The sequence below is a fragment of the Streptomyces laculatispora genome, assembly GCF_017353455.1.
Taxonomy (GTDB): domain Bacteria; phylum Actinomycetota; class Actinomycetes; order Streptomycetales; family Streptomycetaceae; genus Streptomyces; species Streptomyces laculatispora.
In genome coordinates this window covers 1-25,709 of the sequence record NZ_JAFMPZ010000640.1, presented here as the reverse complement: position 1 = coordinate 25,709, position 25,709 = coordinate 1, and the positions used below count along the sequence as shown (strand labels likewise).

Genomic DNA, 25,709 nt, shown 5'->3' with positions numbered 1-25,709 from the left:
TCAGGAACGCCCATGTCCTCGCGCCCTCGCGCCGCGTGGCCGCTGGTTGCCGTGTTCACCGCCGGTTACCTCGCCTCTTATCTGCTCCCCACCATCGTAGGGAGACTCTCCGTCTATCTGGGTCTCAGCGCGGCCCAGGGCGGTCTGGTCGGCAGTGCTCTGCTGCTGAGCTCGGCGTCCGCCGGGTTCTGCCTGGCGGGCCGGGTCGAGACGTACGGGCCGCAGAGACCCGCGCGGATCGGGCTGGTGCTGGCCGCGCTGGGCTACGGCTGCGCGGCACTGGCCGGTTCCGTGCCACTGGTGGTCATGGGCGTGATGGTCGGCGGCTTCGGCTCCGGTACGGCGACCGCGGTCGCCGCGGCGGGCATCGCCGCCCAGCGCGATCCGCACCGGACCTCGTCCCTGGGGCTGCTCAGCGTCTCCGCGACCGCGGGCGTCCTCTATCTGACGATCCCTCACCTGGGCGGCGGCCACCGGCTGCCGTTCGCCTCGATCGCCCTGGTCGCGCTCCTCGTCTGGCCCGCCACCTCACGGCTGGGCGGCGCGGTACCGGCCGGCCCCGCCGTCCCCGCCTCCGGGCGGCTGCCGCACCGCCGCTCCGGTCTGGTGCTGGCGGGCGGCATGCTCGTCTGGTCGATGGCACAGAACGCGCTGTGGGGTGTCAGCAGCCGCATCGGTGTGGTGCAGGTGGGGCTCTCCGAGGTCAGCATAGGAGCGGTCTTCGCCGCCGCGCTCGGCGCCGGTCTGCTCGGCGTGATGGGCGCCGGGGTGCTCGGCGCACGGCTGGGGCGGGCGGTGCCGATCGGGCTCGGCACCGTGATCATCGCGGCGAGCATCGTGCTCAGTTCGTCGGCGAGCGACCTCGGCTCGTTCGCGACCGGCGAGATCATGTGGAACACCTTCTACCCGGTGGTCCTGTCGTATCTGATCGGTCTGGCCGCGTCACTGGACGTACGCGGCCGCTGGGCGGTCCTCGCCGGCTCCGCCTCGTCCGTCGGCGTGGCCTGCGGGCCGCTGCTGGGCAGCGTGCTGTCCGAGGAGTCCGGCTACCGGGTGATGGGGCTGATCCTGGGCGCCATGACCCTGCTGGTCGCGGTCCCGGTGACGGCCGTCGCCCTGCAGACCGGTGGCCGCCCGCTGGTGCCGGGATCGGTGCGCCGCAGGGGCGGTGCTCCAGCGGCCCTGCTCGCGGTCACCACCGGCGCGGTGCCCGGCGCCGTGCCCAGGCTCGGTGCGCCCGAGCAGGCCGTCACGGAGCTCAGCCTGCCCGAGCTGCGCCGCAGGCGCCTGGTCAGGAGTGCGTTCCGGACGGCCGGCCCGGCCGGCGGGGACGGTCAGTCGAACGCGTACGCCTCGACCTCCGACAGGTAGCGCGCCCGGCGCTCCTCGTCGTGGTCGAGGAAGGCCGCCTCGAAGGAGTTGCGGGCCAGGGTGCGCAGCTGTTCCCGCTCCAGGCCGAGGGCTTCGTGGACGGCGTGGAAGGTGTCCCCGACGTACCCGCCGAAGTAGGCGGGGTCGTCGGAGTTCACCGTGCAGAGCAGCCCGGCGTCCATCATGGCCCGCAGCGGGTGCTCCTCCAGGGTGTCGATGGCCCGCAGCCGTACGTTGGACAGCGGGCAGAGGGTGAGCGGTACCCGGTCGGCGACCAGCCGTTTCACCAGCTCCGGGTCCTCCATGCAGCGCAGCCCGTGATCGATGCGCTCCACGCCGAGCACGTCGAGCGCCTCCCGGATGTAGGCGGGCGGCCCCTCCTCGCCCGCGTGGGCGACCTTGCGCAGTCCGAGCGCCTCGGCCGCGGCGTACACCTCGCGGAACTTGGCGGGCGGGTGGCCGACCTCGGCGGAGTCCAGGCCGACGGCGCTGATCCGGTGCAGATGCGGCTTCGCGGCCTCCAGGGTCTCCAGTGCCGATTCGGCGGACAGGTCGCGCAGGAAGCACATGATCAGCTGGGTGGAGACGCCGTGCTTCTCCTCGCTGCGCTCCAGTGCCCGGCCGAGTCCCTCGACGACCGTGCCGATCGGGACGCCGCGGGCGGTGTGCGCCTGCGGGTCGAAGAAGATCTCGGCGTGCCGCACGCCCTGGGCGGCTGCGCGGGCCAGGTAGGCGTCGGCGAGGTCGGCGAAGTCGTCCTCGGTCCGCAGTACCGCCATCAGCGCGTAGTACAGGTCGAGGAAGGTCTGCAGGTCGTCGAAGAGATAGGCGGTGCGCAGCGCCTCGGTGTCCGCGTACGGGAGGTGCACGCCGTTGCGTGCGGCGAGCGCGAAGGCCAGCTCGGGTTCGAGGGTTCCTTCGATGTGGAGGTGGAGTTCGGCTTTGGGGAGGTGCACGGTTTCTCGCTTACGCAGGTGGTGCTGTTACTGGTGACGAGTGGGTACCGGGACTCTGATCAGGTCCTGGGCTACGGTCAGTTCGCCCTCGAACCCGGCGGCCCGCGCCTGGGTCTCGAAGGCCCCGGGGTCCGGGTAGCGCTGCGAGAAGTGCGTGAGCACGAGATGCCGTACGCCCGCTTCCCGCGCCACCCGGGCCGCTTGTCCGGCGGTCAGATGGCCGTGCTCGGTGGCCAGCCGTACGTCCTCGTCGAGGAAGGTCGACTCGATGACCAGCATGTCGCATCCCTCGGCGAGCGCGGGCACGCCGTCGCAGAGCCTGGTGTCCATGATGAACGCGAACCGCTGTCCGCGCCTGTGCTCGGAGACGTCGTCGAGCGTGACACCGCCGATCGCGCCCTCGCGCTGCATCCGGCCGATGTCGGGTCCCGCGATGGAGTGCTCGGCGAGCCTGGCGGGCAGCATGCGGCGCCCGTCGGGTTCGACGAGGCGGTAGCCGTACGACTCGACGGGGTGCGAGAGCTTGTGGGCGCTGAGCGTGTACGTGTCCGTGGTGGCCAGCGGCCCGTCGGCGGCGACCGGGGCCTCGGTCAGCTCGACGGACTCGCGGTAGGCGGTCGCGTACCGCAGCCGGTCGAAGAAGTGCTGTCCGCTCGCCGGGTAGTGCGCGGCGACGGGGTGCGGGACCTGGTCGAGGTTGATCCGCTGGATCACCCCGGCCAGGCCGAGCGAGTGGTCGCCGTGGAAGTGCGTGACGCAGATCCGGTTGATGTCGTGCGCGGCGACGCCGGCCCGCAGCATCTGGCGCTGGGTGCCCTCGCCGGGGTCGAAGAGGATGCCCTCGCCGTCCCAGCGCAGCAGGTAGCCGTTGTGGTTGCGGTGCCGGGTCGGGACCTGGCTGGCGGTGCCGAGGACGACGAGTTCACGTGACGACATGGTGTGCGGCCGCCCTAGCCGGGCGGCCACTGGAGGCCGCGGCCGCCCAGGACGTGCGCGTGCGCGTGGAAGACGGTCTGCCCGGCGCCGGCGCCGGTGTTGAACACGACCCGGTAGCCGGTGCCGGTGATCTTCTCGTCGGCGGCGACCTCTCCGGTCTCGCGCACGATGTCGGCGAGGACCTGCGGTTCCGCGGCGGCGAGGGACGCGGCGTCCGGGTGGTGGAGGCGCGGGATGACGAGCACGTGGGTGGGGGCCTGGGGGTTGATGTCGCGGAAGGCGACGGTGGTGTCGGTCTCCCGGATGATGGTGGCCGGGATCTCACCCGAGACGATCTTGCAGAACAGGCAGTCGGGCTGCGGTTCTCCTGCCATGGGGTGCTCCTCAGTCTCGGTGATCCGTTACGGGGCAGCCTAGCCTGGGCCCGCACCCGGCCCCGCCCGTGTGCGCGGGGCCCGGGGCGGCGCCCCGGGCCCCGCGCACGTCACTGCGGCAGGGGCGGGGCCGTCTTCGCCGGGGTCCGGGTCAGCGACTCCAGCGCGATCCGGATGGCCTCGTCCAGCTGCGGATCCCGCCCCGCCGCACGGTCCTGCGGCGTCATGACGACCTCGACGTCCGGATCGACGCCGTGGTTCTCGACGCCCCAGCCGTACTCCTCCATCCAGAAGGCGTACTTCGGCTGGGTGACCAGCGTGCCGTCCACCAGCCGGTACCGGCTGTCGATGCCCACCACACCGCCCCAGGTGCGGGTACCGACCACCGGGCCGATGCCCAGCAGCTTGATCGCCGCGTTCACGACGTCGCCGTCCGAACCGGAGAACTCGTCCGCCACGGCGACGACCGGACCGCGCGGCGCATCGCCCGGGTAGCTCTGGGGCCGGCTGCCGCGGGGCAGGTCCCAGCCGACGATGCGGCGGGCCAGCTTCTCGACGATCAGCTGCGAGGTGTGGCCGCCGCGGTTCTCCCGTACGTCCACCACCAGCCCCTCGCGGGCGACCTCGGTGCGCAGGTCGCGGTGGATCTGGGCCCAGCCCGGCCCGGCCATGTCGGGGATGTGGACATAGCCGAGGCGTCCGCCGGAGTGCTCGTGGACGTAACGGCGCCGGTCGGCGACCCACGCGTGGTAGCGCAGCGCCTCCTCGTCGGCGATCGGTACGACGACGACATGGCGCGGGTCTCCGCCGTCGGCCGGTGAGACGGTCAGCTCGACCGGGTGGCCGGCCGAGCCGGTGAGCAGCGGTCCGGGGCCGGTGACGTGGTCGACGGGGTGGCCGTCGACGGCCAGGATCGCGTCCCCCGCGCGGACGGCGACGCCGGGTGCGGCGAGCGGTGCGCGGGCCGCGGGGTCGGAGGTCTCGGACGGCAGGATGCGGTCGATGCGCCAGCTCCCGTCGTCCGCGCGGGAGATGTCGGCGCCGAGCAGCCCCTGACGGGCCGAGTCCTCGTGCCATCCGCCGGTCGGCCTCACATAGGCGTGCGAGGTGCCGAGTTCGCCCTGTACCTCCCACAGCAGGTCCATGAGGTCGTCGTGGGTGGCGACGCGTTCCAGCACCGGCCGGTAGCGGTCCAGGACACCGGTCCAGTCGACGCCGCCCATGTCGGGGCGCCAGAAGTTGTCCCGCATGATGCGGCCGGCCTCGTCGTACATCTGCCGCCATTCGGCGGCCGGGTCCAGGGTGCGGCGGATCCGGGAGAGGTCGACGGTGATACTGCCCTCGCCGTCGTGGTCCTCGTCGGAGCCCGCCGGGACACGGCTGTCGGACGGTACGACGCGCAGTTTGCCGTGGCTGTGCAGCACCAGCCGCTTGCCGTCGCCGCTGACCGCGAACCGGCCGATGTCCGAAGCGAGTTCCTCGCAGCGCAGCTTCTCCAGGTCGTACCGCTCCAGCACGGTCTCGGGGCGGCGGGCGTCGGGCGTGGCGCCGCTCGTGCCGAGGACTCCGGTGACCGGGTGGCGCAGCCAGAGCAGCCCGTCCTTCGCGGTCCGGAGCGAGGAGTAGCTGGCGGCCTCGACGGGCAGCGGCACGATCCGGTCGGCGAGGCCGTCCAGGTCGATGCGGGTGACCGGGAGCGCGGTCGGGTTGTCGTCGCCCTCGCCGCTCTTCTCCCGCTCGGTCGGGCGGCCGTGGAGCTGCGGCCCGAACGGGGAGGGGGTGGTCGCGGCAAGCGTCAGCAGGTGCGGCCGGCAGACGCCGATGAAGGCCAGGTCGAAGACGTGTGAGTCGTAGACCGGGTCGAAGGCCCGCTCGGAGAGGAAGGCCAGGTGCTTTCCGTCGGCGGTGAAGGCGGGTGCGAAGTCCCGGAACCGCAGCGGGGTGGCCTCGGCGACGGTCAGGTCGGCGAGGTGGGCGAGCTTGAGCTGGCTCAGCGGTTCGGGGCCGGGGTGCGACCAGGCGAGCCAGGAGGAGTCGGGTGAGAAGACGAGCCCGGAGGCGTCGCCGTGCTCGCTGCGGTCCACCTCGTGGACCTCGCCGCTCTCCCGTTCGACGATCAGTACGCGTCCGTCGTGGGCGGCGACGGCGAACCGGCTGCCGTCGGGGGCGGGGGCCAGGTCGAGGACCCGGCCGAGCCGGCCCGCGGCGAGCCGGCGCGGTACGGCGCCGGGTGAGGTGCCGGTGGCGGGCGCGCACTCCAGCGCGTCGTCGCCCTCGGCGTCGGTGACCCAGACGACGTGCTGGTCGCCGTCGGCCTGGAAGGTGCGGGGCAGCCTGGCCCGTACGCCGGGTTCGACGGCGAGTGCGCGGGCCGGGCCCTCGCGGTGGGTGACCCAGTGGACGGCTCCGCGGGACCCGACCGCGCTGCCGCGGCCGGTGCGGTCCGGGGACGCGGCGCTCAAGTGGCTGCCGGCGTGCACGGGGTGCGGCTGGAGGTCGGCGCGCTGGCCGCCGAGCCGGATGTCGAGGCGGCGGGGCTCGTCGCCCTCCAGTCCGTCGAGGAGCCAGAGCTCTCCCGCACTGACGTAGGCGACCCGGGTGCCGTCGGTGGCGGCGTGCCGGGCGTAGAAGCCCTCGATGCCGGTGTGCCGGCGCAGACCGGTGCCGTCGGGGAGGGAGGAGTAGAGCGCTCCGACGCCTTCGTGGTCGGAGAGGAAGGCGATGCGCCCGCCCACCCACATAGGGCACTCGATGTTGCCGTCGAGCTCCTCGTTGACCCGTACGAACTCCTGCGGAGTCCCGTCGCCGGGTGTCTCCTCGGCGGCGATCCAGAGCTTGCCGGCCGTGCCGCCCCGGTAGCGCTTCCACTTGGCGGCCTCGCGTCCCATGGTGGCCGAGAGCAGCAGGATCCGTCCGCCGGGCCCGTACGCGAGGGAGCCGACCGGCCCGTACGGCAGGGTCCGTGCGGGGCCCCCGTCGACCGGTACGGCGCGGGCCCAGGTGCGGCGCAGCGAGACCTGTCCCTGGGTGCTGATCACCAGCACATCGCCCTCGGGGGTCCAGCCGTGCACGGCTGTCTGCGCGTCGCCCCAGTAGGTCAGCCGCTTGGAGGGCCCGCCGTCGACGGGGGCCAGGTGCACCTCGGGCACCCCGTCCCGGGTGGACGTCCAGGCGACGAGGGTGCCGTCAGGAGATATCCGCGGCTGGGTGACGGGGCGGTTGTCCGCGCTGACTCGCCAGGCTCGGCCGCCGTCGAGCGGCGCCAGCCAGACATCGTCCTCGGCGGTGAAGGCGATCAGGTCGCCCTGGACATGGGGATACCGGAGGTAGGAAGGCTGCGTCACATCGATCACCCTAGGCCGAGGTCGTGCCCGAGGAAACGGAGTTGGCCGGAGTCCGACGTAGGGCCGGTGCCCGGCACGCTCACTTGCCCTGGGGGTACGCGGTCACGGTGACCGTGACGGTCGCGGTCGGCCCGGCGCCTCCCCCGCTGCTGCCCGCCGGGGGCCGGGGCGGCGCGGAGGCCGGGGGCGCGGCGTCGCAGTTGCCGAGCATCGTGGCCCGGAACACGGTCTTCCCGCCCGCCTTCGCGGTCATGTCACCGCTGACGCAACGGCCCTCGACCTCGCGGTCGACCTTGCCTTCGAGACTGATGTCCTTGCCGTCCTTGGTGCGTCCGTTGCAGTCGACGTCGGCGACCCGGCTGGTGGCGGCGGTGGACGAACCGGCCCGGGAGGCGGCGCTCGCGCCCCCGCCGGTCCGTGCGGTGCAGCTCAGCCACTGCACGTCCACCCCTTCGTGCTCCAGCGCGCGGGTGGCGGTCTGGTCGGTCGTCACTGCGATGGACGCGGAGTTCAGGCCGTTGACCGGGTCGCAGGCCGCCAGTCCGGCGACGACCGTGCCCGCCAGGCAGATCACGGCCGGAAAGCGACGGATCCTTCGATTGCACCATGCCCTTGATGTCCCCATACGGGCAGCTTCCCACCGCTCCTGACGGTGCGGTAGACCGCTTGCGGCCAGAACCGGCCAAGGTTCCGGGAAACGGCCCGATTCATGACCAGCGGCCGGTGCGGCCCAGCAGCAGGGCCGTTGCCGCCGTGCCCGCCGTCGAGGTGCGCAGCACGGTCCGTCCGAGCCGGCAGGTCCGGGCGCCGGCGGCGGCGAACGCGGCCAGCTCGTCGGGCGAGACGCCGCCCTCCGGACCGACGATCAACACGATCTCGCCCGTTTTGGGCAGGGCGACGGTGGCCAGCGGCTCGCTGGCGTACTCGCGGTCCTCGTGCAGTACGGCCGCGAAGTCGGCTGTGGCCACAAGCGCGGCGACCTGCTTGGTCGTCATCGCGTCCGCCACCTCCGGGAACCGCACCCGGCGCGACTGCTTGCCGGCCTCGCGGGCCGTGCCGCGCCATTTCGCCAGGGCCTTGAGGCCCCGGTCGCCCTTCCACTGGGTGATGCAGCGCCCGGCCTGCCACGGCACGATCGCGTCGATGCCGGTCTCCGTCATCGTCTCGACGGCGAGCTCGCCGCGGTCGCCCTTGGGCAGGGCCTGGACGACGGTGATGCGGATGTCGGGCCGGGGTTCCTCGTGGACGGGATCCAGACCGGTGAGCACCAGCCGGTCCTTGCCCTCGGCGGCCAGCACCACGCCCTGCGCCCAGTGGCCCCGGCCGTCCGTCAGGACGACGTCCTCACCGGCGCGCAGGCGTTTCACCGAGACGGCGTGCCGCCCCTCCGGCCCCTCCAGGACGAACCCGGGTCCCTCAGGCATCTGTTCGACGACGAAGACGGGGGCCGTCATTGCGTGCTCCTTGTGCTCACTGCCGCACGTGCGGCGTCCAGTTCCTCGGCGAGCAGCGCGACGAGCCGGCCGGCCGTCAGCTCGCGTGCCATCCGGTGCCCCTGGCCCGCCCACAGCGCCATGCCCTGTGCGTCCCCGGCCTTGGCCGCCGCCTTGCGCAACGGGGCGGTCAGCTGGTGGACCTGCGGGTAGGCGGCGGGGGCGTACGGTCCGTGCTCGCGCACGAAGCGGTTGACCAGGCCGCGGGCCGGGCGCCCGGAGAAGGCCCGGGTCAGGGTGGTGCGGACGAACAGCGGGTTGGTCAGGGCCTGCTTGTGCAGCAGATGGGCGCCGGACTCGGGGCAGATCAGGAAGGCGGTGCCGAGCTGCGCGGCATCGGCCCCCGCCGCGAGCACCGCGGCGATCTGGGAGCCGCGCATCAGCCCGCCGGCGGCGATGACCGGGATCTGCACGGTCTCGCGCACCTGGGCCACCAGGCTGAGCAGCCCGGTCCCGACGCCGTCGGCCTGCGGGTCGTCGCGGTGGGTGGACTGGTGGCCGCCCGCCTCGACGCCCTGGGCGCAGACCGCGTCGGCGCCCGCCCACTGCGCGGCCTGGGCCTCCTCGGGCGTGGTGACCGTCACGACGGTGTACGTGCCCACCGCGGCGAACGCGTCGAGGGTGTCGCGGGCCGGGCAGCCGAAGGTGAAGGAGACAGCCGGGACCGGGTCCTCCAGCAGGATGGCGAGCTTGGCCTCGTAGCCGTCGTCGCCGCCGGAGTCGGTTTCACCGAGCGGGGTCTCGTACCAGGCGGCCTCGCCGGCGAGCTGGTGCCGGTACACCTCGACGGCGCTCGGGTCGGCGAGGTTGGGCTGCGGCATGAAGAGGTTGACGCCGAAGGGCTGGCCGGTCAGTCCGCGGACCTGCTTGATGTCGTTGTACATGCCGTCCGCGGTCTTGTACCCGGCGGCCAGGAAGCCGAGCCCGCCGGCCTCGGCCACGGCGGCGACGAGCTGCGGGCAGGAGACTCCGCCCGCCATCGGGGCCTGCACGATCGGATACCGGCAGAGATCGGTCAACGCGGATGGCATGACGGCATCGTGTCATGTCCCTCCTGTCCCGTGATGCGCACCCCGTGGACGCGTTATGTCCGCAATGCCGTACGGGGGGCTGGGCGTCTACTCGGCACCACCCTGTTGGAGCAGCGGCACGTCAACGACCCCGGCGAACGCCCCGGGCGGGATGCTCATCCACCAGACTTCTCTCGATTCGGCCCGTTCCGGCCATTTCTGCAGATATTCGGCCGGAATGAACGAGGCGGAGATTTATGTGAAGAATTTGTGACTACCATCGCCTGGGTATGCCCAACTCCCCTCCAGTGGGAGGCATTTGGTGGCGGGGCGCACGACAATCTCACCATGTACGAGAACTCGATCCGATGCTCGACCAGGGCCAGGACTCTCGGCAAGGGTGACGTCCTCGGCCTCCGCAGCATCCACTGAGCCGGAGCGGCAACTCCAGGAGGACGCATCCCGATGAAACCGGTACTCCCGAGCCACAGGAGCGGCCCCGTGCGCACGCTCCTACTGGCGGCAGCCCTCGTCACCCTGTCCGCCTCCTGCACTACGTCCAGTGACAGTGACGGCGGGGAGTCGGCGGCGTCCTGCGCGAACGACGTCACGTACCAGAACCGCACATACTCGGGCACACACAGCGCGAAGATCACCACCTGGGAGAAGCTCGGCGTCGCCACCCGTGCGCCGTGCGACGACACTCCGAACGACGATGAAGACGGCCGGACGGAGCCGACGACGACCGCCTACGCGGTCGAGGGGGTGGACCCCGCCATCGCCATCTGGGTGCAGGACGCGTCCGACGATGTCCTCTTCGTGGCGGCCGAATCAGGCAAGGAACTCCCTCCCGAGGTCAGGAAGCTGATCCACGGCTCTTGACGCCGGGTGCGGAGGACGACACCCGTCCCCCTTCGGACACCGGCCAGAAACACCGGAAACAAGCAGCGACAGTCCACCAGCGCCCCTCCCGGCAAGCCTTGCGCCGTCGCACCGCCCAGCACGCACGCTCGCCGTGTTGGCCGGAAGTCCTGGTAGCGGAGCTACCAGGACTTCCGGCCGCCTTGCGGCGGCACTAGCGGCCGTTGAACGCGTCCTTCAGGCGCGAGAACAGGCCCTGCTGCCCGGGCTGGAACTGGCCGGTGGGCCGTTCCTCGCCGCGCAGTTTCGCCAGCTCCCGCAGGAGGCGTTCCTGTTCGGGGTCCATCTTCGTCGGGGTCATCACCTCGACGTGCACGATCAGGTCGCCTCGTCCGCCGCCCCGCAGATGAGTGATGCCGCGCCCGTGCAGCGGGACGGACTGACCGGACTGGGTGCCCGGCCTGATGTCCACCTCCTCCAAGCCGTCGAGCGTCTCCAGCGGCACCTTGGTGCCGATGGCCGCCGCCGTCATGGGGATGGTGACCGTGCAGTGCAGATCGTCGCCGCGCCGCTGGAACACCGCGTGCGGCAGCTCGTGGATCTCGACGTAGAGATCGCCGGCCGGGCCGCCGCCGGGGCCGACCTCGCCCTCGCCCGCGAGCTGGATGCGGGTGCCGTTGTCGACACCTGCGGGGATCTTCACGGTGAGGGTGCGCCGCGAGCGGATGCGGCCGTCGCCGGCGCACTCCGGGCAGGGGGTCGGCACGACCGTGCCGAAGCCCTGGCACTGCGGGCAGGGCCGTGAGGTCATGACCTGGCCGAGGAACGACCGGGTGACCTGGGAGACCTCGCCGCGGCCGCGGCACATGTCACAGGTCTGGGCCGAGGTGCCGGGTGCGGCGCCCTCACCGCTGCAGGTCGCACAGACGACGGCCGTGTCGACCTGGATGTCCTTGGTCGTGCCGAAGGCCGCCTCCGAGAGGTCGATCTCCAGCCGGATCATGGCGTCCTGGCCGCGCCGGGTGCGCGAACGGGGTCCGCGCTGCGACGCCGTGCCGAAGAACGCGTCCATGATGTCGGAGAAGTTGCCGAAGCCACCCTGTCCGAATCCGCCCGCGCCACCTCCGCCGGAGGCGGACAGCGGGTCGCCTCCGAGGTCGTAGACCTGCTTCTTCTGCGCGTCCGACAACACCTCGTAAGCGGCGTTGATCTCCTTGAACCGCTCCTGGGTCTTCGGGTCGGGGTTCACATCCGGGTGCAGCTCGCGTGCGAGCCGCCGGAAGGCCTTCTTGATCTCGTCCTGCGAAGCGTCGCGGCGCACGCCGAGTACGGCGTAGTAGTCCGTGGCCACTTACGACTCCGCCAGGATCTGTCCGACGTAACGTGCCACTGCGCGTACCGCTCCCATCGTTCCGGGGTAGTCCATGCGGGTCGGTCCGACCACGCCGAGTTTGGCGACTGCCTCGTCGCCCGAACCGTAGCCGACCGCGACGACGGACGTGGAGTTGAGGCCCTCATGGGCGTTCTCGTGCCCGATTCGTACGGTCATGCCCGAGTCCTTGGCCTCGCCGAGCAGCTTCAGCAGCACGACCTGCTCCTCCAATGCCTCCAGCACCGGCCGGATCATCACGGGGAAGTCGTGCCCGAAGCGGGTGAGGTTGGAGGTGCCGCCGATCATCAGCCGCTCCTCCGTCTCCTCGACGAGGGTTTCGAGCAGGATCGAGAGCACGGTGGACACGGTTGCCCGGTCCTCGCTCTCGAAGGATTCCGGCAGATCCTGCACCAGTTGCGGGACGTCCGCGAAACGGCGTCCCACCACCCGGCTGTTGAGCCGGGCCCGCAGATCGGCGAGAGAGGTCTCACCGAACGGCGTCTGGCAGTCGACCAGCCGCTGTTCGACCCGGCCGGTGTCCGTGATCAGCACGAGCATCAGCCGGGCGGGGGCCAGCAGGAGCAGTTCCACGTGCCGCACCGTCGAGCGGGTCAGCGAGGGGTACTGCACGACGGCGACCTGCCGGGTCAGCTGCGCGAGCAGCCGTACGGTACGTCCCACGACATCGTCGAGGTCGACCGCGCCGTCGAGGAAATTCTGAATGGCCCGGCGCTCCGGCGACGACAGGGGCTTGACGCCCGCGAGCCGGTCGACGAAGAGCCGGTAGCCCTTGTCCGTAGGGATGCGTCCCGCACTGGTGTGGGGCTGGGCGATGAAGCCCTCGTCCTCCAGCACCGCCATGTCGTTGCGGACGGTGGCCGGGGAGACCCCCAGCTTGTGCCGCTCCGTGAGCGCCTTGGAGCCGACGGGCTCCTCGGTGCCGACATAGTCCTGGACGATGGCGCGCAGCACTTCGAGTCTGCGTTCGCTGAGCATCGCGCACACCTCCAGCTGTCTACCTCGGTCGATCTCGGGTCGTTCCCGGGACTTCTCCTGGCACTCTGTCCGTTCGAGTGCCAGCAATCCCCCCGGTCAGTGTACGGCGACCGAGTGGGCCCCTAGCAAGGGCGACCGGCCACGCTACCGCGAGACCGTGCAGGTCGTTGCCGATAGCGTCGCGGTATGGACGCCACTTGGGAAGAGTTCGGCTGGGAGCGGTTGGGTGACGGAGTGGGCCGGCGGCGGCTGCCCCGCTGGGACGCGACGGTCGCACTGGTGGTCGGAGCGGACGGGGCCCTTCTCTTCGACACGGGTTCGACACTCCGGGAGGGCGTCGAGCTGCGGACCCGGGCCGAGCGGCTGCTCGGCCGGAGGGTGACGCATATCGCACTGAGCCATCCGCACTTCGACCATGTGCTGGGCACGGCGGCCTTCGCCGGGGCCCGGGTCTACGGGGCGTCCGGCCTGACGGATCTGCTGAGGGCCGGGGCCGGCGACCTCCACCGCTCCGCGGTGGCGCACGGAGTGTCCGAACAGGACGCGGCGGAGGCCGTGGACGTGCTGGTGGCCCCGCACCACCAGGTCTGCGGGGAGTGGACGATCGACCTGGGCGGCGGCCGTGAGGTACTGCTGGCCGACGTGGGTCCGGGGCACAGCGGCCACGATCTGGCGGCGCTGGTGCCCGGCTCGCCCGCGGTCGTCCTCTGCGGCGACCTGGTCGAGGAGTCCGGTGAGCCGCAGGCCGGCTCGGACGCGGTCGTCTCGCGCTGGCCGGCCGCGCTGGACCGGCTGCTGGCGCTGGGCGGTGAGGACGCGCTGTACGTACCGGGGCACGGAGCGGTGGTGGACGCGGCTTTCGTCCGGGCGCAGCGCGACGCATTGGCGGCCCGGTTCGGCGTGTCGTGAGGCCGTCCCGTCCTATCGTCGTCCGATGCGCAGCTATCAGCCGGACCTGACCCCGCCGTGGAAGAAGTCCGCCCCCGCCCCCGAGGTGCCCGCCGATCCGGATCTGGTCGTGGAGGAGGTCGCCACCGGCTTCTGCGGTGCGGTGATCCGCTGCGAGAAGACGGCCGCAGGTCCGACGGTGACCCTGGAGGACCGGTTCGGCAAGCACCGGGTCTTCCCCATGGAGCCGCGCGGCTTCCTGCTGGAGGGCCGGGTGGTCACGCTCGTGCGGCCGTCGGCCGGGGGTCCTGTCCGGCCCGCCCGTACGGCCTCCGGCTCGGTGGCGGTACCCGGGGCGCGGGCGCGGGTGGCGCGGGCCGGGCGGATATACGTGGAGGGCCGGCACGACGCGGAGCTGGTCGAGCGGGTCTGGGGCGACGACCTCCGGATCGAGGGAGTGGTCGTCGAGTACCTGGAGGGCATCGACGACCTCCCGGCGATCGTGCGCGAGTTCTCCCCGGGCCCGGACGCGCGTCTCGGCGTGCTGGTCGACCATCTGGTGCCGGGTTCCAAGGAGTCCCGCATCGCGGCCCGGATCTCGGACGGGAACGTCCTGGTGGTCGGCCATCCGTACATCGACGTGTGGGAGGCGGTGAAGCCGTCGTCCGTGGGAATCGGCGGCTGGCCGGTGGTGCCGCGCGGCCAGGACTGGAAGACCGGCGTGTGCCGTTCGCTGGGGTGGCCGGAGAACACCGGGGCGGCCTGGCAGCGGATTCTGTCCTCGGTCCGCTCCTACCGGGACCTGGAGCCCGAACTCCTGGGCCGGGTAGAGGAATTGATTGACTTCGTCACGCTTCCCGCCTGATGTCCGGCGGGTCTTCCCGCCAATCCGGGGCCGATCCCTACAATGACCTGCGCCCCGCACGCATCATCGGTTATTGAGTGGTGCCTGGTCTCTTTTCGCGAGGGAAGGCACGGGGCGATGGCGCGCGAAGTGTGGCGGGACAGTGCGGACAACGAGGCGGCCTCGGCCGTCTTCCACTTCGTGCAGCAGCTCATCGACCGGTACCGGGACAACCGGCCGGTGATGCCGCTGGTGGTCCTCCAGGCCGCCGACGCCGACGTCCCGTCCGCCGTGGACGCCAGGGTCGAGCAGATCGTGCGCCAGATCCACCACGCCAATCAGCTGCGCCGCGTGCCGCTGAAGCTGCTCGACGGCCGTGGCGCGACGCCGTACGACGCGGCGCTCGACATGGTCCGCACACTGACCGAGAAGCCGTGGGAGATCCGGAGCGGCTCGCAGTACAAGCCCTTCTCCTTTCCCCGCTCGCGGCTGCTCGGCGCCATCGAGCAGGCCACCGCCGCCGTGGTCGGGGAGCCGGACCACGGCGGCTCCCCCGGCGACCGCGACGACCGGATCCTGGAGCAGCTGAGCACGCTGCGCTGGCGGGTCAGCCGACGGGGCCCGCGGAACTGGCTGGGCGCGTTCAGGGAGTCGGTGCGGCCCGAGACGTTCCTCGGGGCCGTCGTCATCGCGGTGCTCGGTGTGCTGCTCGGCGAGATCGGCTGGGTGCCCACCGCCCTGGTGGCCGTGGGCGCGGTGCTGGGTCTGGCCGTCGTCCGGCTGGTGACGACGTCGGCGCCGCCGCTGCTGTGGCTGCGGCGGGCCAGCAGGTGGTTCGCCACCACCTCCTCGCTGGCCGCGGCCAGTACCGGATACCCGTCCGACGGCTGGTCCCGCTTCTCGCCCAGCGGGTCGTGGCGGGTCATCCGGGTCCGGGCCGCGGTGGTCGCCGGGCGGGTGGCCGACGCGGCGGCGGGCGACGAGCAGTCCCGCCAGTTCCATCTGGAGCTGCGGGTCCAGGCACTGCTGGAGGACCTGCGGGACAACTACCGTCCCCACGCGCTGGACTGGCGGCGCGGCAAGCGCGTCGTGCCGCCGGTGGTGTTCCTTCCCACCGCCTGTCAGAGCAACGGCGGCATCCAGCTGATCAACGCCCTCAACAACGTCCGCTCCCGGCGCAGCGAGGTGGATCCGCTGCTGCTCCTGGCCTCGCTGCCGGCGGCCGAGATACTGCGGCACACCCCGCCGCTGCCCGCGGAACCGCTGCCCATGCACACCGGTGCGGCGCGGGCCCGTTACGACAACTGGATCAGCCATCTCAGCATCGGCCAGTCCCCGGCGGCCGCCGCCACGCTCGCCTGGGTGCTGCGGCTGCCGCTCTCGACCGAGCAGCTGACCCATGAGCACGGGCACGCGCAGCTGGTCACGACGCGCGTGCGCAGGACGTGGGTCTGGTGGGTGATGTCGCGTACGACCGTGGCGCTCCTCCTGGTCGGCGCCCTGCTGGCGACCTTCCTGGTGAGCAGTCAGCTGGCGAACCGGTACTGCCACGGTCCGCTCACCGACGTGAACACGGACTCGGTGAAGCTCTCCGGCCCGGGCGGCGGGCCGAAGGAGTGCATAGGTGTGTCGACGACCACACAGGTGCGTTTCGCCTCGGGCAACGACCTGTCGCTGAACGGCTCCGGCAAGGGCGTCACCTTCGACCGGATCGAGCGGGCCGTGGAGGAGGAGAACGCCGCCATCATGCCCGGGGACGATTACGTCACCGTCATCTACGCGGGCCCGTTCACCGCCACGTCCCCGGAGGGCACCCGCAAGGCCCTGGAGGAGCTGACGGGTGTGTACCTGTACCAGCACCACACCAACAAGCTGGACTTCTCCGTCAAGCTCAAGGTGCTGACCGCCAACGGCGGGCAGGACATGCTCCAGCAGATCCCGGCGGTGAAGAAGATCATCGAGGTGGCGAGGAAGGACCGCAGGGTCGTCGGGGTGGTCGGGCTCGGGCGCGACACCACGGACAGTCCCCGGGCCACCGAGCTGCTTCAGGAGGCCGGTCTCCCGGTGGTGGACACGACCAACTCCGGCGGCTATCTGGCGAAGGGCTACTCGAACTACTTCGGCATCGCCGCGACCGACGAGGAGCAGGCGGACGCGCTGGGCCTGGTGGCCGGGCAGGTGGCCGGGAAGTCCCCGCATCCGCGGGCCCTCGTGCTCTCCCGCAGGCTGGTCAACAACGACAAGGACCGCTACACGCAGGAGCAGCGCAAGGTGGGGCGCACGATGCTGAAGAAGGCCGGGTTCGAGGTGGCCCCGCTGGAGACGTACGGCCTGGGCCACCACAACAGCGCCGACCTCGACAAGCCGGTCCAGAAGATCTGCGACGCGGACCCGGCACCGGACGCCCTGTACTTCGCCGGCCGGGTCGAGGACGTCAACAATCTGATGGGCCGGCTCTCCCAGGGCTGCGCGGGGAAGCCCATCACGGTCTTCACCGGCGACGACCTGACCAAGGCGCGGTTCGACGACAGCACGGATCTCGCCGAGGACGTCACGCTCTACCACACGGCGCTCGCCCCGATGGGCCGCGGCCGGGCCGACGGCTTCTACGCGCAGGCGCACCGGACCCTGGAGGGCCTGCTGCCCGCGGGCGGGACCCTGCCGCGCCTGCCGGCCGCCAGGCCCTACCAGGACGGCCTGTTCGCCAGCGGGCAGTCGGTCATCTCCTACAGCGCGACGGCCGCCCTGTACGACGCCGCCAGCCACGGCGACACGATGAACAGCGCCGCCGAGACGTGGGCGAACCTGTATGCGGTGAACCTGCAGACGATGCCCACCGGCACGATCACGTTCCGCGGCTTCATCCCGTACGAGGCCCAGGCCGGCCACGGTCTCGACGTCGTCGAGATCACGTATCCGGACGGCCGGATCCACAGCAGGATCATCTGCGGCCGGCCGGCCGGGGGCCACAAGATCACCCCGGTCGGCTGCCCGGTGGGGTGAGCCGTCCCCGGCGCGTCCTCAGTCCACCAGGTCCCGCACCACCGCGTCGGCCAGCAGCCGCCCCCGCAGGGTCAGCACGGCCCGGCCGTCCCCGAACGGCCCGGACTCCAGCAGACCGTCCTCCACGGCCCGCCGGGCAGCGGTGAGCCCGGCCGGGGCGAGCAGGGACAGCGGGCAGCCGTCGGCGAGCCGCAGCTCCAGCAGGATGCGCTCGACGCGGCGGTCCTCCGCGGAGAGGATCTCGCGTCCGGCCCCGGGCGAGCGCCCCTCGGCCAGCGCCTGCGCGTACGCCCCCGGGTGCTTCACGTTCCACCAGCGCACGCCGCCGACGTGGCTGTGCGCGCCGGGTCCGGCGCCCCACCAGTCGGCGCCGCGCCAGTACAGCTCGTTGTGCAGGCAGCGGCCCTCGGGCGTCCGGGACCAGTTCGACACCTCGTACCAGGAGAAGCCCGCCGCGGCCATCGCCTCGTCCGCGATCAGATAGCGGTCGGCGTGCGCGTCGTCGTCCGTCATCGGGATCTCGCCGCGCTTGATCCGGCGGGCCAGCTGAGTGCCCTCCTCGACGATCAGGGCGTACGCGGACACATGGTCGGGCCCGGCGCCGATCGCCGCGTCCAGCGAGGCCCGCCAGTCGTCGTCGGACTCGCCCGGGGTGCCGTAGATCAGGTCGAGGTTGACGTGGTCGAAACCGGCCGCCCGCGCCTCGGCGACACAGGCCTCGGGCCGGCCGGGGGTGTGCGTGCGGTCGAGGATCTTCAGTACGTGCTGCCGGGCGCTCTGCATCCCGAAGGAGATCCGGTTGAAGCCGCCCTCGCGCAGTTCGGCCAGGTACGCCGGGCCGACCGACTCCGGGTTCGCCTCGGTGGTGATCTCCGCATCGTCCGCGAGCCCGAACTCCTCCCGGATCGCCGCCAGCATCCTGACGAGATCGGCGGCGGCCAGCAGGGTCGGCGTACCGCCGCCGACGAAGACCGTGCGGACCGGCCGGGGGTCGTCGCCCAGGACCTTGCGGGCCTGGCGGACCTCGCCGATCAGATGGGAGGCGTAGTTGTCCCGGGAGGCCAGCGCCCCGCCGGAGCCGCGCAGCTCGGTCGCGGTGTAGGTGTTGAAGTCGCAGTAGCCGCAGCGGGTCGCGCAGTACGGCACATGCAGGTAGAAGCCGAGCGGCCGGCCGGCGGCGCCTTCCAGGGCATGGCGGGGCAGCGCCCCGTCGTCGGGCACGGGCTCACCATCGGGCAGTACGGAAGGCATACCGTCCATTGTCGCGCGCCGCCCGGCAACCGGACGCCACCCTGGTCTCCGGCCACCGCGCCTGCCCGCCCCCGATCCGCCGGGCAGGCGCTGCGGGCCTTACAGGGCCTGGAGGACCAGCAGCGCCAGATCGTCGTCCGGCGGGCGCTCGGCGAAGGCGTGCACCGCCTGGTTGATGCGGTCGGCGATCCCCTCGGCGGTCAGCCCGGTGCAGTCGGCCAGCGCCTGCGCCAGGCCGTCGCCGTCGTCGAACATCACCGGGCCGGAGCGTCGCTCCGTCACCCCGTCGGTGACGCACAGCAGGCTGTCGCCGGGAGCCAGGTCGAAGCTCTGGCTCTCGTACGTGGCGTCGTCGACGACACCGAGCAGCAGCTGCGGTTCGGCGGCGATCCGCACCGTGCCGTCGGGGCGCAGCAGCAGCGGCAGCGGGTGGCCCGCGCTGGCCAGGGTGCAGCGCGCGCCGCCGTCGGGCAGCGGCACGAGCTCCCCGTACAGCAGGGAGAGGAACCGGGGCCCGCTCTCCGCGGACTGCTGGCCGCCCGCGGCGGCGACCATCAGCGCGGCCGCCTCGGCGGCCTCCATCGCGTCGTCGAGGAGCAGCCGGTTCAGCCGGACCAGGACCTCGCCGACCTGGAAGCCCTCGCGGGCCAGCAGCCGCAGCCAGGGGCGGGCGAGGCCGGTGACGACGGCGGCCTCGGGACCGCTGCCCTGGACGTCGCCGAGGACGAAGCACCAGCGGTCGTTCGGGCACGGGAAGATGTCGTAGAAGTCACCGCCCACCACTCCGTCGTCGCTGGGCTCGTACACCAGTGAGCTGGCGACGCCCGGTATGTCGGCGACCTTGCTGGGCAGCAGTCCGCGCTGCAGGATGCGGCTGATGGTGGCCTGCCGGGTATAGGCGCGGGCCGCGCCCACGGCGAGGCCGACCCGGCGTACGAAGTCCTCTATCAGGGCGGTCACCTCGTCGGGCACCCGGGCGATGCCCTCGCGGCCGACGAGTACGGCGCCGAGGGTGCGGCCGCCCGAGGTGATCCGGTACGCGAGGGCGACGCCGTCGCTCCCGTCCGGCGCGGCGGCGTCCTCCGTGCTGCCGGGCCACGGAATCGAGACGGGTCCGGTGCCGACCCGCTCGGGGAGCCGGAGCGGGTCCCCCTCCAGCACCTCGCGCAACGGGTCCGTACGGGTCTCGTCGATGTGCCAGACCTTGGCGAGCCGCGGAACGGCAGCGCGGCCGCCGCTCTCCGGCTCCAGCCAGATCGCGCACCAGTCGGCGAGCCTGGGTACCAGTAACTGTCCGGCGAGCGCGGCCACGATGTCCTCGTCGAGCTGTCCGGCCAGCAGGTCGGAGGCCTCGGCGAGGAACGAGAGCGCGCCGCGCCCGGCCCAGTCCGCGTCGTCCCGCAGGGCGCGCCGGGCGGTGGGGGCAAGGAGTTCGGCCGCCCGCAGCCCGTGCTGGAAGCCGGGCTCCGCCCGGGCGTCGGCGAAGGGGTTCCAGTCATCGACGGGGAGCCGGGCCCAGACGGTCTTGAGGCCGGTGCGGTAGGTGATGCCCCAGCGTTCGGCGAGGGTGGCGACGAGCTCCAGTCCGCGCCCGTACTCGGCGGGCTCCCCCGGGGCGGCCGCGCTGTCGGGCCCGGCGCCGTTCTCGCTGCCGTCGCTGCGCACGGCACGGGCCGGATGGTGGTCGGAGACCTCCAGCACCAGTGCCGACACCTCGTCCTCGGTCGCCTCCTCCAGCCGGAAGAGCAGTTCGACATGGGTCCCGGCGTGCACGACGGCGTTGGTGACCAGTTCACTGACGATCACCGCCGCGTCGTCGGACAGCCGCTCGCTGAACCCCACGGCCGCGGGCAGACCGAGCCCGCTCCACTCGGCGAGCGCGGCCGCGACGAACCGCCGGGCCGCTGCGGGCGCGAGCAGATTCCCGGGCAGGCTCGTGCGGGCGGCCGGCTGGGTACCCGTGGACGCGGCACTACTTCCGGGACGCTGCACGATGTCCCGCTGCAAGGGAATGGGCCCCACAGGGCGGCTCCTGACCTGTTCTCGCTCTGCCTGTTCTCGCTATTGCGCCGCTGACGACAGGGACAGAGTGACAGATCGGCCCAGCCCATACGCGTCGAGTTACCGAAGTGAGGGGAGAAGTGAGCCGAGAAGCAGACGGGGGGCGCGCGGGGGAGGCGCGCGGCGCAACGACGTCCCGGCCCCCGCGCCGGAACGCGGGGGCCGGTCGGCCGGGGCCCGGTGACGGGCCGCCGTCACGCCTCGCGGGAGCCCGCGTACATGTCCTCGATCAGGTTCTTGTAGGCGCGCTCGACGACCGGCCGCTTCAGCTTGAGGCTGGGCGTCACCTCGCCGTGCTCGATGTCGAGGTCGCGCGGGAGCAGCCGGAACTTCTTGATGGTCTGCCAGCGCTGGAGCCCCTCGTTGAGGGTCTTCACATAGCCGTCGATGAGCTCGACGGTCCGCGGGGAGGCCACGACGTCCGCGTACGACTTGCCCTCCATGCCGTTCTCGGCGGCCCAGCCGAGGATGGTCGGCTCGTCGAGGGCGATCAGCGCGCTGCAGAAGTTACGGTCCGCGCCGTGCACCAGGATGTTGGAGACGAACGGGCACACCGCCTTGAACTGGCCCTCGACCTCGGCCGGGGCGATGTACTTGCCGCCGGAGGTCTTGATCAGGTCCTTCTTGCGGTCGGTGATCCGCAGGTAGCCGTCCACGGACAGCTCGCCGATGTCGCCGGTGTGGAACCAGCCGTCGGCCTCCAGCACCTCGGCGGTCTTCTCCGGCAGCCCCTGGTAGCCCTGCATCAGACCGGGGCCGCGCAGCATGATCTCGCCGTCGTCCGCGATCCTCACCTCGGTGCCGGGGAGCGGCTTGCCGACCGTGCCGGTGCGGTACGCCTCGCCCGGGTTGACGAAGGAGGCGGCGCTGGTCTCGGTGAGGCCGTAGCCCTCCAGGATGTGGATCCCGGCGCCCGCGAAGAAGAAGCCGATGTCGGGTGCGAGGGCCGCGGAGCCGGAGACGCAGGCACGGAGCCGGCCGCCGAAGGCCTCCCGGATCTTCGCAAAGACGAGGGCGTCGGCGACCTTGTGCTTGGCGCCGAGCGCGAAGGGCACGGAGGCGGTGCCGGTGCGCCGGAAATTGTCCTGGGAGACCTTCGCGTACTCACGGGCGACCTCTGCCGCCCACTGGAAGATCTTGTACTTGGCCCCGCCGCCGGCGCGCGCCTTGGCCGCGACGCCGTTGTAGACCTTCTCGAAGATACGGGGGACGGCGGCCATGTACGTCGGCTGGACGACCGGCAGGTTCTCGATGATCTTGTCGACCCGGCCGTCGACGGCGGTGACGTGGCCCACCTCGATCTGGCCGGAGGTGAGGACCTTGCCGAAGACGTGCGCGAGCGGCAGCCAGAGGTACTGGACGTCGTCCTCGCTGATCAGCCCGGTGGAGACGGTGGCCTTGGCCATGTACGACCAGTTGTCGTGCGGCAGCCGTACGCCCTTGGGGCGGCCGGTGGTGCCCGAGGTGTAGATCAGGGTCGCGAGCTGCTCGGGGGTGATGGCGTCGACCCGCTCGGTGATCGCGGCCGGGTTCTTCACCAGGTGCTCGGCGCCCCGGGCCTCCAGGTCGGCCAGCGTGAGCACCCAGCCCTCGGGGTCGCCCTCGGCGGGTCCGGCACCCTCGGCGTCGATGACGACGACATGGGCGAGGTTCGGCAGCTCGGCGCGGCGCTCACGGGCCTTGGCCAGCTGTCCGGCGTCCTCGGCGATCAGTACCCGGCTCTCGGAGTCGGAGAGGATGAACGCCGACTCCTCCGCGTTGGTCGAGGGGTAGATCGTGGTGGTCGCGGCGCCCGCGCACATGACGCCGAGGTCGACGAGGATCCACTCGACCCGGGTACTGGCGGCGAGCGCGATGCGCTCCTCCGGCTGCACCCCCAGAGAGATCAGCCCGGCCCCGATGGCGTACACCCGCTCGGCGGCCTGCGCCCAGCTGAGCGACTTCCACTCGTCGGCGCCCCGGCTGTCGGCCGCGGGGACGGGGTAGCGGTAGGCCTCCGCGTCCGGGGTGGCGGCCACCCGGTCGATGAAGAGGGTCGCCACGGACGGCGGACGGTTCTCGATCATGGTCTGTGTGTCGCTCACGACATCCTCCGGGCCTACGGCAGTGCTTCACGACCGGCTGCTGGTTCGCGGCTTGCTCTCCGCGTATGTCTGGTGTGCTTGATAGTGCTTGTTTAACTGGCGAGTAACTACGAAGCCGTGATCAGGGTAGAGCGCCCAGGTCCGGCGCGTAAGGGGCAATCGGACCCCGCTTCATAACGAACGGGCCCCCGCGCCGCAGCGTTCTGCGATGCGGGGGCCCGTTCGGTCTACCGATCAGTAGGTCCGGCACGCGGGGGACGGGACTACTTCTTGGCCTTGCTCTCCCCGGCGGACTCGTCCGTCGACAGCACGGAGATGAACGCGTCCTGCGGCACCTCCACGTTGCCGACCATCTTCATCCGCTTCTTGCCTTCCTTCTGCTTCTCCAGCAGCTTCCGCTTACGGGAGATGTCACCGCCGTAGCACTTGGCGAGGACGTCCTTGCGGATGGCGCGGACGGTCTCACGGGCGATGACCCGGGAACCGATGGCCGCCTGGATCGGCACCTCGAAGTTCTGCCGCGGGATCAGCTTCTGCAGCTTGGCGACGAGCCGGACGCCGTACGCGTACGCCTTGTCCTTGTGCGTCACCGCGGAGAACGCGTCGACCTTGTCGCCGTGCAGCAGGATGTCGACCTTGACGAGCTCGGCGGACTGCTCGCCGGTGGGCTCGTAGTCGAGCGAGGCGTAGCCGCGGGTCTTGGACTTCAGCTGGTCGAAGAAGTCGAAGACGATCTCGGCGAGCGGCAGGGTGTAGCGGATCTCGACCCGGTCCTCGGAGAGGTAGTCCATGCCGAGGAGCGTGCCGCGGCGCTGCTGGCACAGCTCCATGATCGCGCCGATGAACTCGCTGGGCGCCAGGACCGTGGCCCGGACGACCGGCTCGTGCACCTTGTCGATCTTGCCCTCGGGGAATTCACTCGGGTTGGTGACGGTGTGCTCGCTGCCGTCCTCCATCTCGACCCGGTAGACCACGTTGGGCGCGGTGGCGATGAGGTCGAGGCCGAACTCGCGCTCCAGCCGCTCGCGGACCACGTCGAGGTGGAGCAGGCCGAGGAAGCCGACGCGGAAGCCGAAGCCGAGCGCTGCGGAGGTCTCCGGCTCGTACACCAGGGCGGCGTCGTTGAGCTGGAGCTTGTCGAGGGCCTCGCGCAGGTCCGGGTAGTCCGATCCGTCCAGCGGGTACAGACCCGAGAACACCATCGGCTTGGGGTCCTTGTAGCCGCCCAGCGCCTCGGTCGCCCCCTTGTTCAGGGAGGTGATCGTGTCACCGACCTTGGACTGCCGGACGTCCTTCACACCGGTGATGATGTAGCCGACCTCACCCACTCCGATGCCGTCGGACGGGGTCATCTCCGGGGAGGAGACACCGATCTCCAGCAGCTCGTGGGTGGCGCCCGTGGACATCATCCGGATGCGCTCGCGCTTGTTCAGCGAGCCGTCCACGACACGGACGTACGTCACGACGCCGCGGTACGAGTCGTAGACCGAGTCGAAGATCATCGCGCGGGCCGGGGCATCGGCCTTGCCGACGGGCGCCGGGACGTCCCTGACCACCCGGTTCAGCAGCGCGTCCACGCCGACACCGGTCTTCGCGGAGACCTTGAGCACGTCCTCGGGCTGGCAGCCGATGAGGTTGGCGAGCTCTTCGGAGAACTTCTCGGGCTGGGCGGCCGGCAGGTCGATCTTGTTCAGCACCGGGACGATGGTGAGGTCGTTCTCCATCGCCAGGTACAGGTTGGCGAGGGTCTGGGCCTCGATGCCCTGCGCGGCGTCGACCAGCAGGACCGTGCCCTCACAGGCCGCGAGCGACCGGGAGACCTCGTAGGTGAAGTCGACGTGCCCCGGGGTGTCGATCATGTTGAGGATGTGGGTGCTGCCCTGGTCCTCGCCGACGGTGGGCGCCCAGGGCAGCCGAACCGCCTGGGACTTGATGGTGATGCCACGCTCGCGCTCGATGTCCATCCGGTCGAGGTACTGAGCGCGCATCTGCCGCTGGTCGACCACACCGGTCAGCTGGAGCATCCGGTCGGCGAGGGTCGACTTGCCGTGGTCGATGTGCGCGATGATGCAGAAATTGCGGATCAGCGCCGGGTCGGTACGGCTCGGCTCGGGCACGTGGAGAGGAGTCGCGGGCACGCAGGGTCCTGATTCTTGAGACGCCGAACGCCGTGTCTCGGGTCGATGTCGGGTCGGTCGGATCTGTACTCGGATCTGTACGTAGCTCCCATCGTCCCACGCCTGCGGAGCGGAGACCGGTTTGGGCCGGTCGGAGCGCGGCTGCTACCGTGGACAGCTGTGCCTCGTGGCTTTCCGGCCGCAGGGCGCACATCGAAGATCCAACGAACCTGAAAAGGCTCTTTCGTGGCGAACATCAAGTCCCAGATCAAGCGGAACAAGACCAACGAGAAGGCGCGCCTGCGCAACAAGGCCGTCAAGTCGTCGCTCAAGACCGCAATCCGCAAGGCCCGCGAGGCCGTCGTTGCGGGCGACGCCGAGAAGGCCAACCTGGCCGTCCGCGACGCCTCCCGTGCGCTCGACAAGGCTGTCTCGAAGGGTGTCATCCACAAGAACGCCGCCGCCAACAAGAAGTCGGCGCTGGCCACCAAGGTTGCCACCCTCCAGGGCTGAGCATTCCCGATGTGATCGCCGGAACGGAACCAGCGGGCCCTCTCTCCCGCTCCTGACCGGCACCCCGCGCCGCACACCGAACCTGCGTTCGCCACGCGGGTGCGGCGCACCAAGCACAGACCGAAGGCCCCTGTCATTGCCCTCCCCAGGGCTACGACAGGGGCCTTCGTCATGCGCGCACGGCGGGGCAGGGCAGCGTTCTGAGCCCAGGTTCAAGCCCGTCCGGCGGTTGAGG

At 71.5% G+C, this 25,709-nt stretch carries 19 protein-coding genes; 6 read left to right on the top strand and 13 right to left on the bottom strand.

The window, feature by feature from the left end; all coding sequences use genetic code 11:
- Positions 1 to 12: 12 nt before the first annotated feature.
- Positions 13 to 1,371, top strand: coding sequence for an MFS transporter (locus J1C73_RS33505; protein ID WP_207319652.1), 1,359 nt, complete (start codon positions 13 to 15; stop codon positions 1,369 to 1,371).
- Here J1C73_RS33505 and J1C73_RS33500 read toward each other — a convergent pair.
- The 7 genes from J1C73_RS33500 to J1C73_RS33470 form a co-directional block, all read right to left on the bottom strand.
- The gene (locus tag J1C73_RS33500; protein WP_124283976.1) at positions 1,335 to 2,327 is read right to left on the bottom strand and encodes an adenosine deaminase; all 993 of its coding nucleotides are present in this window, start codon (positions 2,325 to 2,327) and stop codon (positions 1,335 to 1,337) included. The two genes, J1C73_RS33505 and J1C73_RS33500, sit on opposite strands and share 37 nt — an antisense overlap.
- 27 nt (positions 2,328 to 2,354) lie before the next feature.
- The gene (locus J1C73_RS33495; RefSeq protein ID WP_207319651.1) at positions 2,355 to 3,263 is read right to left on the bottom strand and encodes a ribonuclease Z; all 909 of its coding nucleotides are present in this window, start codon (positions 3,261 to 3,263) and stop codon (positions 2,355 to 2,357) included.
- Between the two features lie 14 nt (positions 3,264 to 3,277).
- On the bottom strand, positions 3,278 to 3,637 hold the full coding sequence (locus J1C73_RS33490; protein WP_123470889.1) for a histidine triad nucleotide-binding protein: 360 nt from the start codon (positions 3,635 to 3,637) through the stop codon (positions 3,278 to 3,280).
- Between the two features lie 110 nt (positions 3,638 to 3,747).
- Positions 3,748 to 6,981 (bottom strand): S41 family peptidase, encoded by a 3,234-nt coding sequence (locus J1C73_RS33485; protein WP_207319650.1) that lies wholly within the window; start codon positions 6,979 to 6,981, stop codon positions 3,748 to 3,750.
- A 79-nt stretch (positions 6,982 to 7,060) separates the two neighbouring features.
- Positions 7,061 to 7,555 carry a hypothetical protein gene (locus tag J1C73_RS33480; protein ID WP_307797850.1) on the bottom strand — a complete coding sequence of 165 codons (495 nt, stop codon included), beginning with the start codon at positions 7,553 to 7,555 and terminating at the stop codon, positions 7,061 to 7,063.
- A 133-nt stretch (positions 7,556 to 7,688) separates the two neighbouring features.
- Positions 7,689 to 8,435 carry a 16S rRNA (uracil(1498)-N(3))-methyltransferase gene (locus J1C73_RS33475; RefSeq protein WP_207319649.1) on the bottom strand — a complete coding sequence of 249 codons (747 nt, stop codon included), beginning with the start codon at positions 8,433 to 8,435 and terminating at the stop codon, positions 7,689 to 7,691.
- The gene (locus J1C73_RS33470) at positions 8,432 to 9,505 is read right to left on the bottom strand and encodes a nitronate monooxygenase (RefSeq protein WP_207319648.1); all 1,074 of its coding nucleotides are present in this window, start codon (positions 9,503 to 9,505) and stop codon (positions 8,432 to 8,434) included. The genes J1C73_RS33475 and J1C73_RS33470 overlap by 4 nt, the downstream gene beginning before the upstream one ends.
- 480 nt (positions 9,506 to 9,985) lie before the next feature.
- On the opposite strand from J1C73_RS33470, the gene J1C73_RS33465 reads away from it, so the two are divergent.
- Complete coding sequence (locus tag J1C73_RS33465; protein WP_207319647.1) at positions 9,986 to 10,366, top strand: DUF6281 family protein; 381 nt, start codon at positions 9,986 to 9,988, stop codon at positions 10,364 to 10,366.
- Positions 10,367 to 10,559: 193 nt separating this feature from the next.
- Here J1C73_RS33465 and dnaJ read toward each other — a convergent pair whose 3' ends face one another.
- Both dnaJ and hrcA read right to left on the bottom strand, forming a co-directional pair.
- Positions 10,560 to 11,696, bottom strand: coding sequence for a molecular chaperone DnaJ (gene dnaJ / locus J1C73_RS33460; RefSeq protein WP_123470898.1), 1,137 nt, complete (start codon positions 11,694 to 11,696; stop codon positions 10,560 to 10,562).
- Positions 11,697 to 12,713: a heat-inducible transcriptional repressor HrcA gene (hrcA, locus tag J1C73_RS33455; RefSeq protein WP_073735980.1), complete on the bottom strand. Its 1,017-nt coding sequence runs from the start codon at positions 12,711 to 12,713 to the stop codon at positions 11,697 to 11,699. It lies immediately after the preceding gene.
- Between the two features lie 186 nt (positions 12,714 to 12,899).
- Here hrcA and J1C73_RS33450 point away from each other — a divergent pair, with 186 nt between their 5' ends.
- From J1C73_RS33450 to J1C73_RS33440, 3 genes are all read left to right on the top strand, one after another.
- On the top strand, positions 12,900 to 13,622 hold the full coding sequence (locus J1C73_RS33450; protein WP_123470901.1) for an MBL fold metallo-hydrolase: 723 nt from the start codon (positions 12,900 to 12,902) through the stop codon (positions 13,620 to 13,622).
- A gap of 25 nt (positions 13,623 to 13,647) precedes the next feature.
- The gene (locus J1C73_RS33445; RefSeq protein WP_123470903.1) at positions 13,648 to 14,466 is read left to right on the top strand and encodes a DUF3097 domain-containing protein; all 819 of its coding nucleotides are present in this window, start codon (positions 13,648 to 13,650) and stop codon (positions 14,464 to 14,466) included.
- 117 nt (positions 14,467 to 14,583) lie between these two features.
- The gene (locus J1C73_RS33440) at positions 14,584 to 17,448 is read left to right on the top strand and encodes a type 1 periplasmic-binding domain-containing protein (protein WP_207319646.1); all 2,865 of its coding nucleotides are present in this window, start codon (positions 14,584 to 14,586) and stop codon (positions 17,446 to 17,448) included.
- 18 nt (positions 17,449 to 17,466) lie between these two features.
- Here J1C73_RS33440 and hemW read toward each other — a convergent pair whose 3' ends face one another.
- The 4 genes from hemW to lepA form a co-directional block, all read right to left on the bottom strand.
- Positions 17,467 to 18,708: a radical SAM family heme chaperone HemW gene (gene hemW, locus J1C73_RS33435; RefSeq protein ID WP_123470907.1), complete on the bottom strand. Its 1,242-nt coding sequence runs from the start codon at positions 18,706 to 18,708 to the stop codon at positions 17,467 to 17,469.
- 90 nt (positions 18,709 to 18,798) lie between these two features.
- Entirely contained in the window at positions 18,799 to 20,706 is a 1,908-nt protein-coding gene (locus J1C73_RS33430; protein ID WP_207319660.1) for an ATP-binding SpoIIE family protein phosphatase, read from the bottom strand.
- Between the two features lie 248 nt (positions 20,707 to 20,954).
- On the bottom strand, positions 20,955 to 22,844 hold the full coding sequence (locus tag J1C73_RS33425) for an AMP-dependent synthetase/ligase (RefSeq protein WP_207319645.1): 1,890 nt from the start codon (positions 22,842 to 22,844) through the stop codon (positions 20,955 to 20,957).
- A gap of 263 nt (positions 22,845 to 23,107) precedes the next feature.
- Positions 23,108 to 24,982, bottom strand: a complete 1,875-nt coding sequence (lepA, locus tag J1C73_RS33420; RefSeq protein ID WP_207319644.1) for a translation elongation factor 4 — start codon at positions 24,980 to 24,982, stop codon at positions 23,108 to 23,110.
- A 225-nt stretch (positions 24,983 to 25,207) separates the two neighbouring features.
- Here lepA and rpsT point away from each other — a divergent pair, with 225 nt between their 5' ends.
- Positions 25,208 to 25,474, top strand: coding sequence for a 30S ribosomal protein S20 (gene rpsT, locus J1C73_RS33415; protein WP_207319643.1), 267 nt, complete (start codon positions 25,208 to 25,210; stop codon positions 25,472 to 25,474).
- Positions 25,475 to 25,709 lie beyond the last annotated feature (235 nt).

Bases quoted from the DNA above. Each gene is read 5' to 3' on its own strand.
- J1C73_RS33450 (WP_123470901.1), top strand. From the start codon at position 12,900: ATGGACGCCACTTGGGAAGAGTTCGGCTGGGAGCGGTTGGGTGACGGA.
- J1C73_RS33470 (WP_207319648.1), bottom strand. From the start codon at position 9,505: ATGCCATCCGCGTTGACCGATCTCTGCCGGTATCCGATCGTGCAGGCC.
- hemW (WP_123470907.1), bottom strand. From the start codon at position 18,708: ATGGACGGTATGCCTTCCGTACTGCCCGATGGTGAGCCCGTGCCCGAC.
- J1C73_RS33490 (WP_123470889.1), bottom strand. From the start codon at position 3,637: ATGGCAGGAGAACCGCAGCCCGACTGCCTGTTCTGCAAGATCGTCTCG.
- J1C73_RS33505 (WP_207319652.1), top strand. From the start codon at position 13: ATGTCCTCGCGCCCTCGCGCCGCGTGGCCGCTGGTTGCCGTGTTCACC.
- hrcA (WP_073735980.1), bottom strand. From the start codon at position 12,713: ATGCTCAGCGAACGCAGACTCGAAGTGCTGCGCGCCATCGTCCAGGAC.
- J1C73_RS33445 (WP_123470903.1), top strand. From the start codon at position 13,648: ATGCGCAGCTATCAGCCGGACCTGACCCCGCCGTGGAAGAAGTCCGCC.
- J1C73_RS33475 (WP_207319649.1), bottom strand. From the start codon at position 8,435: ATGACGGCCCCCGTCTTCGTCGTCGAACAGATGCCTGAGGGACCCGGG.
- J1C73_RS33440 (WP_207319646.1), top strand. From the start codon at position 14,584: ATGGCGCGCGAAGTGTGGCGGGACAGTGCGGACAACGAGGCGGCCTCG.
- J1C73_RS33495 (WP_207319651.1), bottom strand. From the start codon at position 3,263: ATGTCGTCACGTGAACTCGTCGTCCTCGGCACCGCCAGCCAGGTCCCG.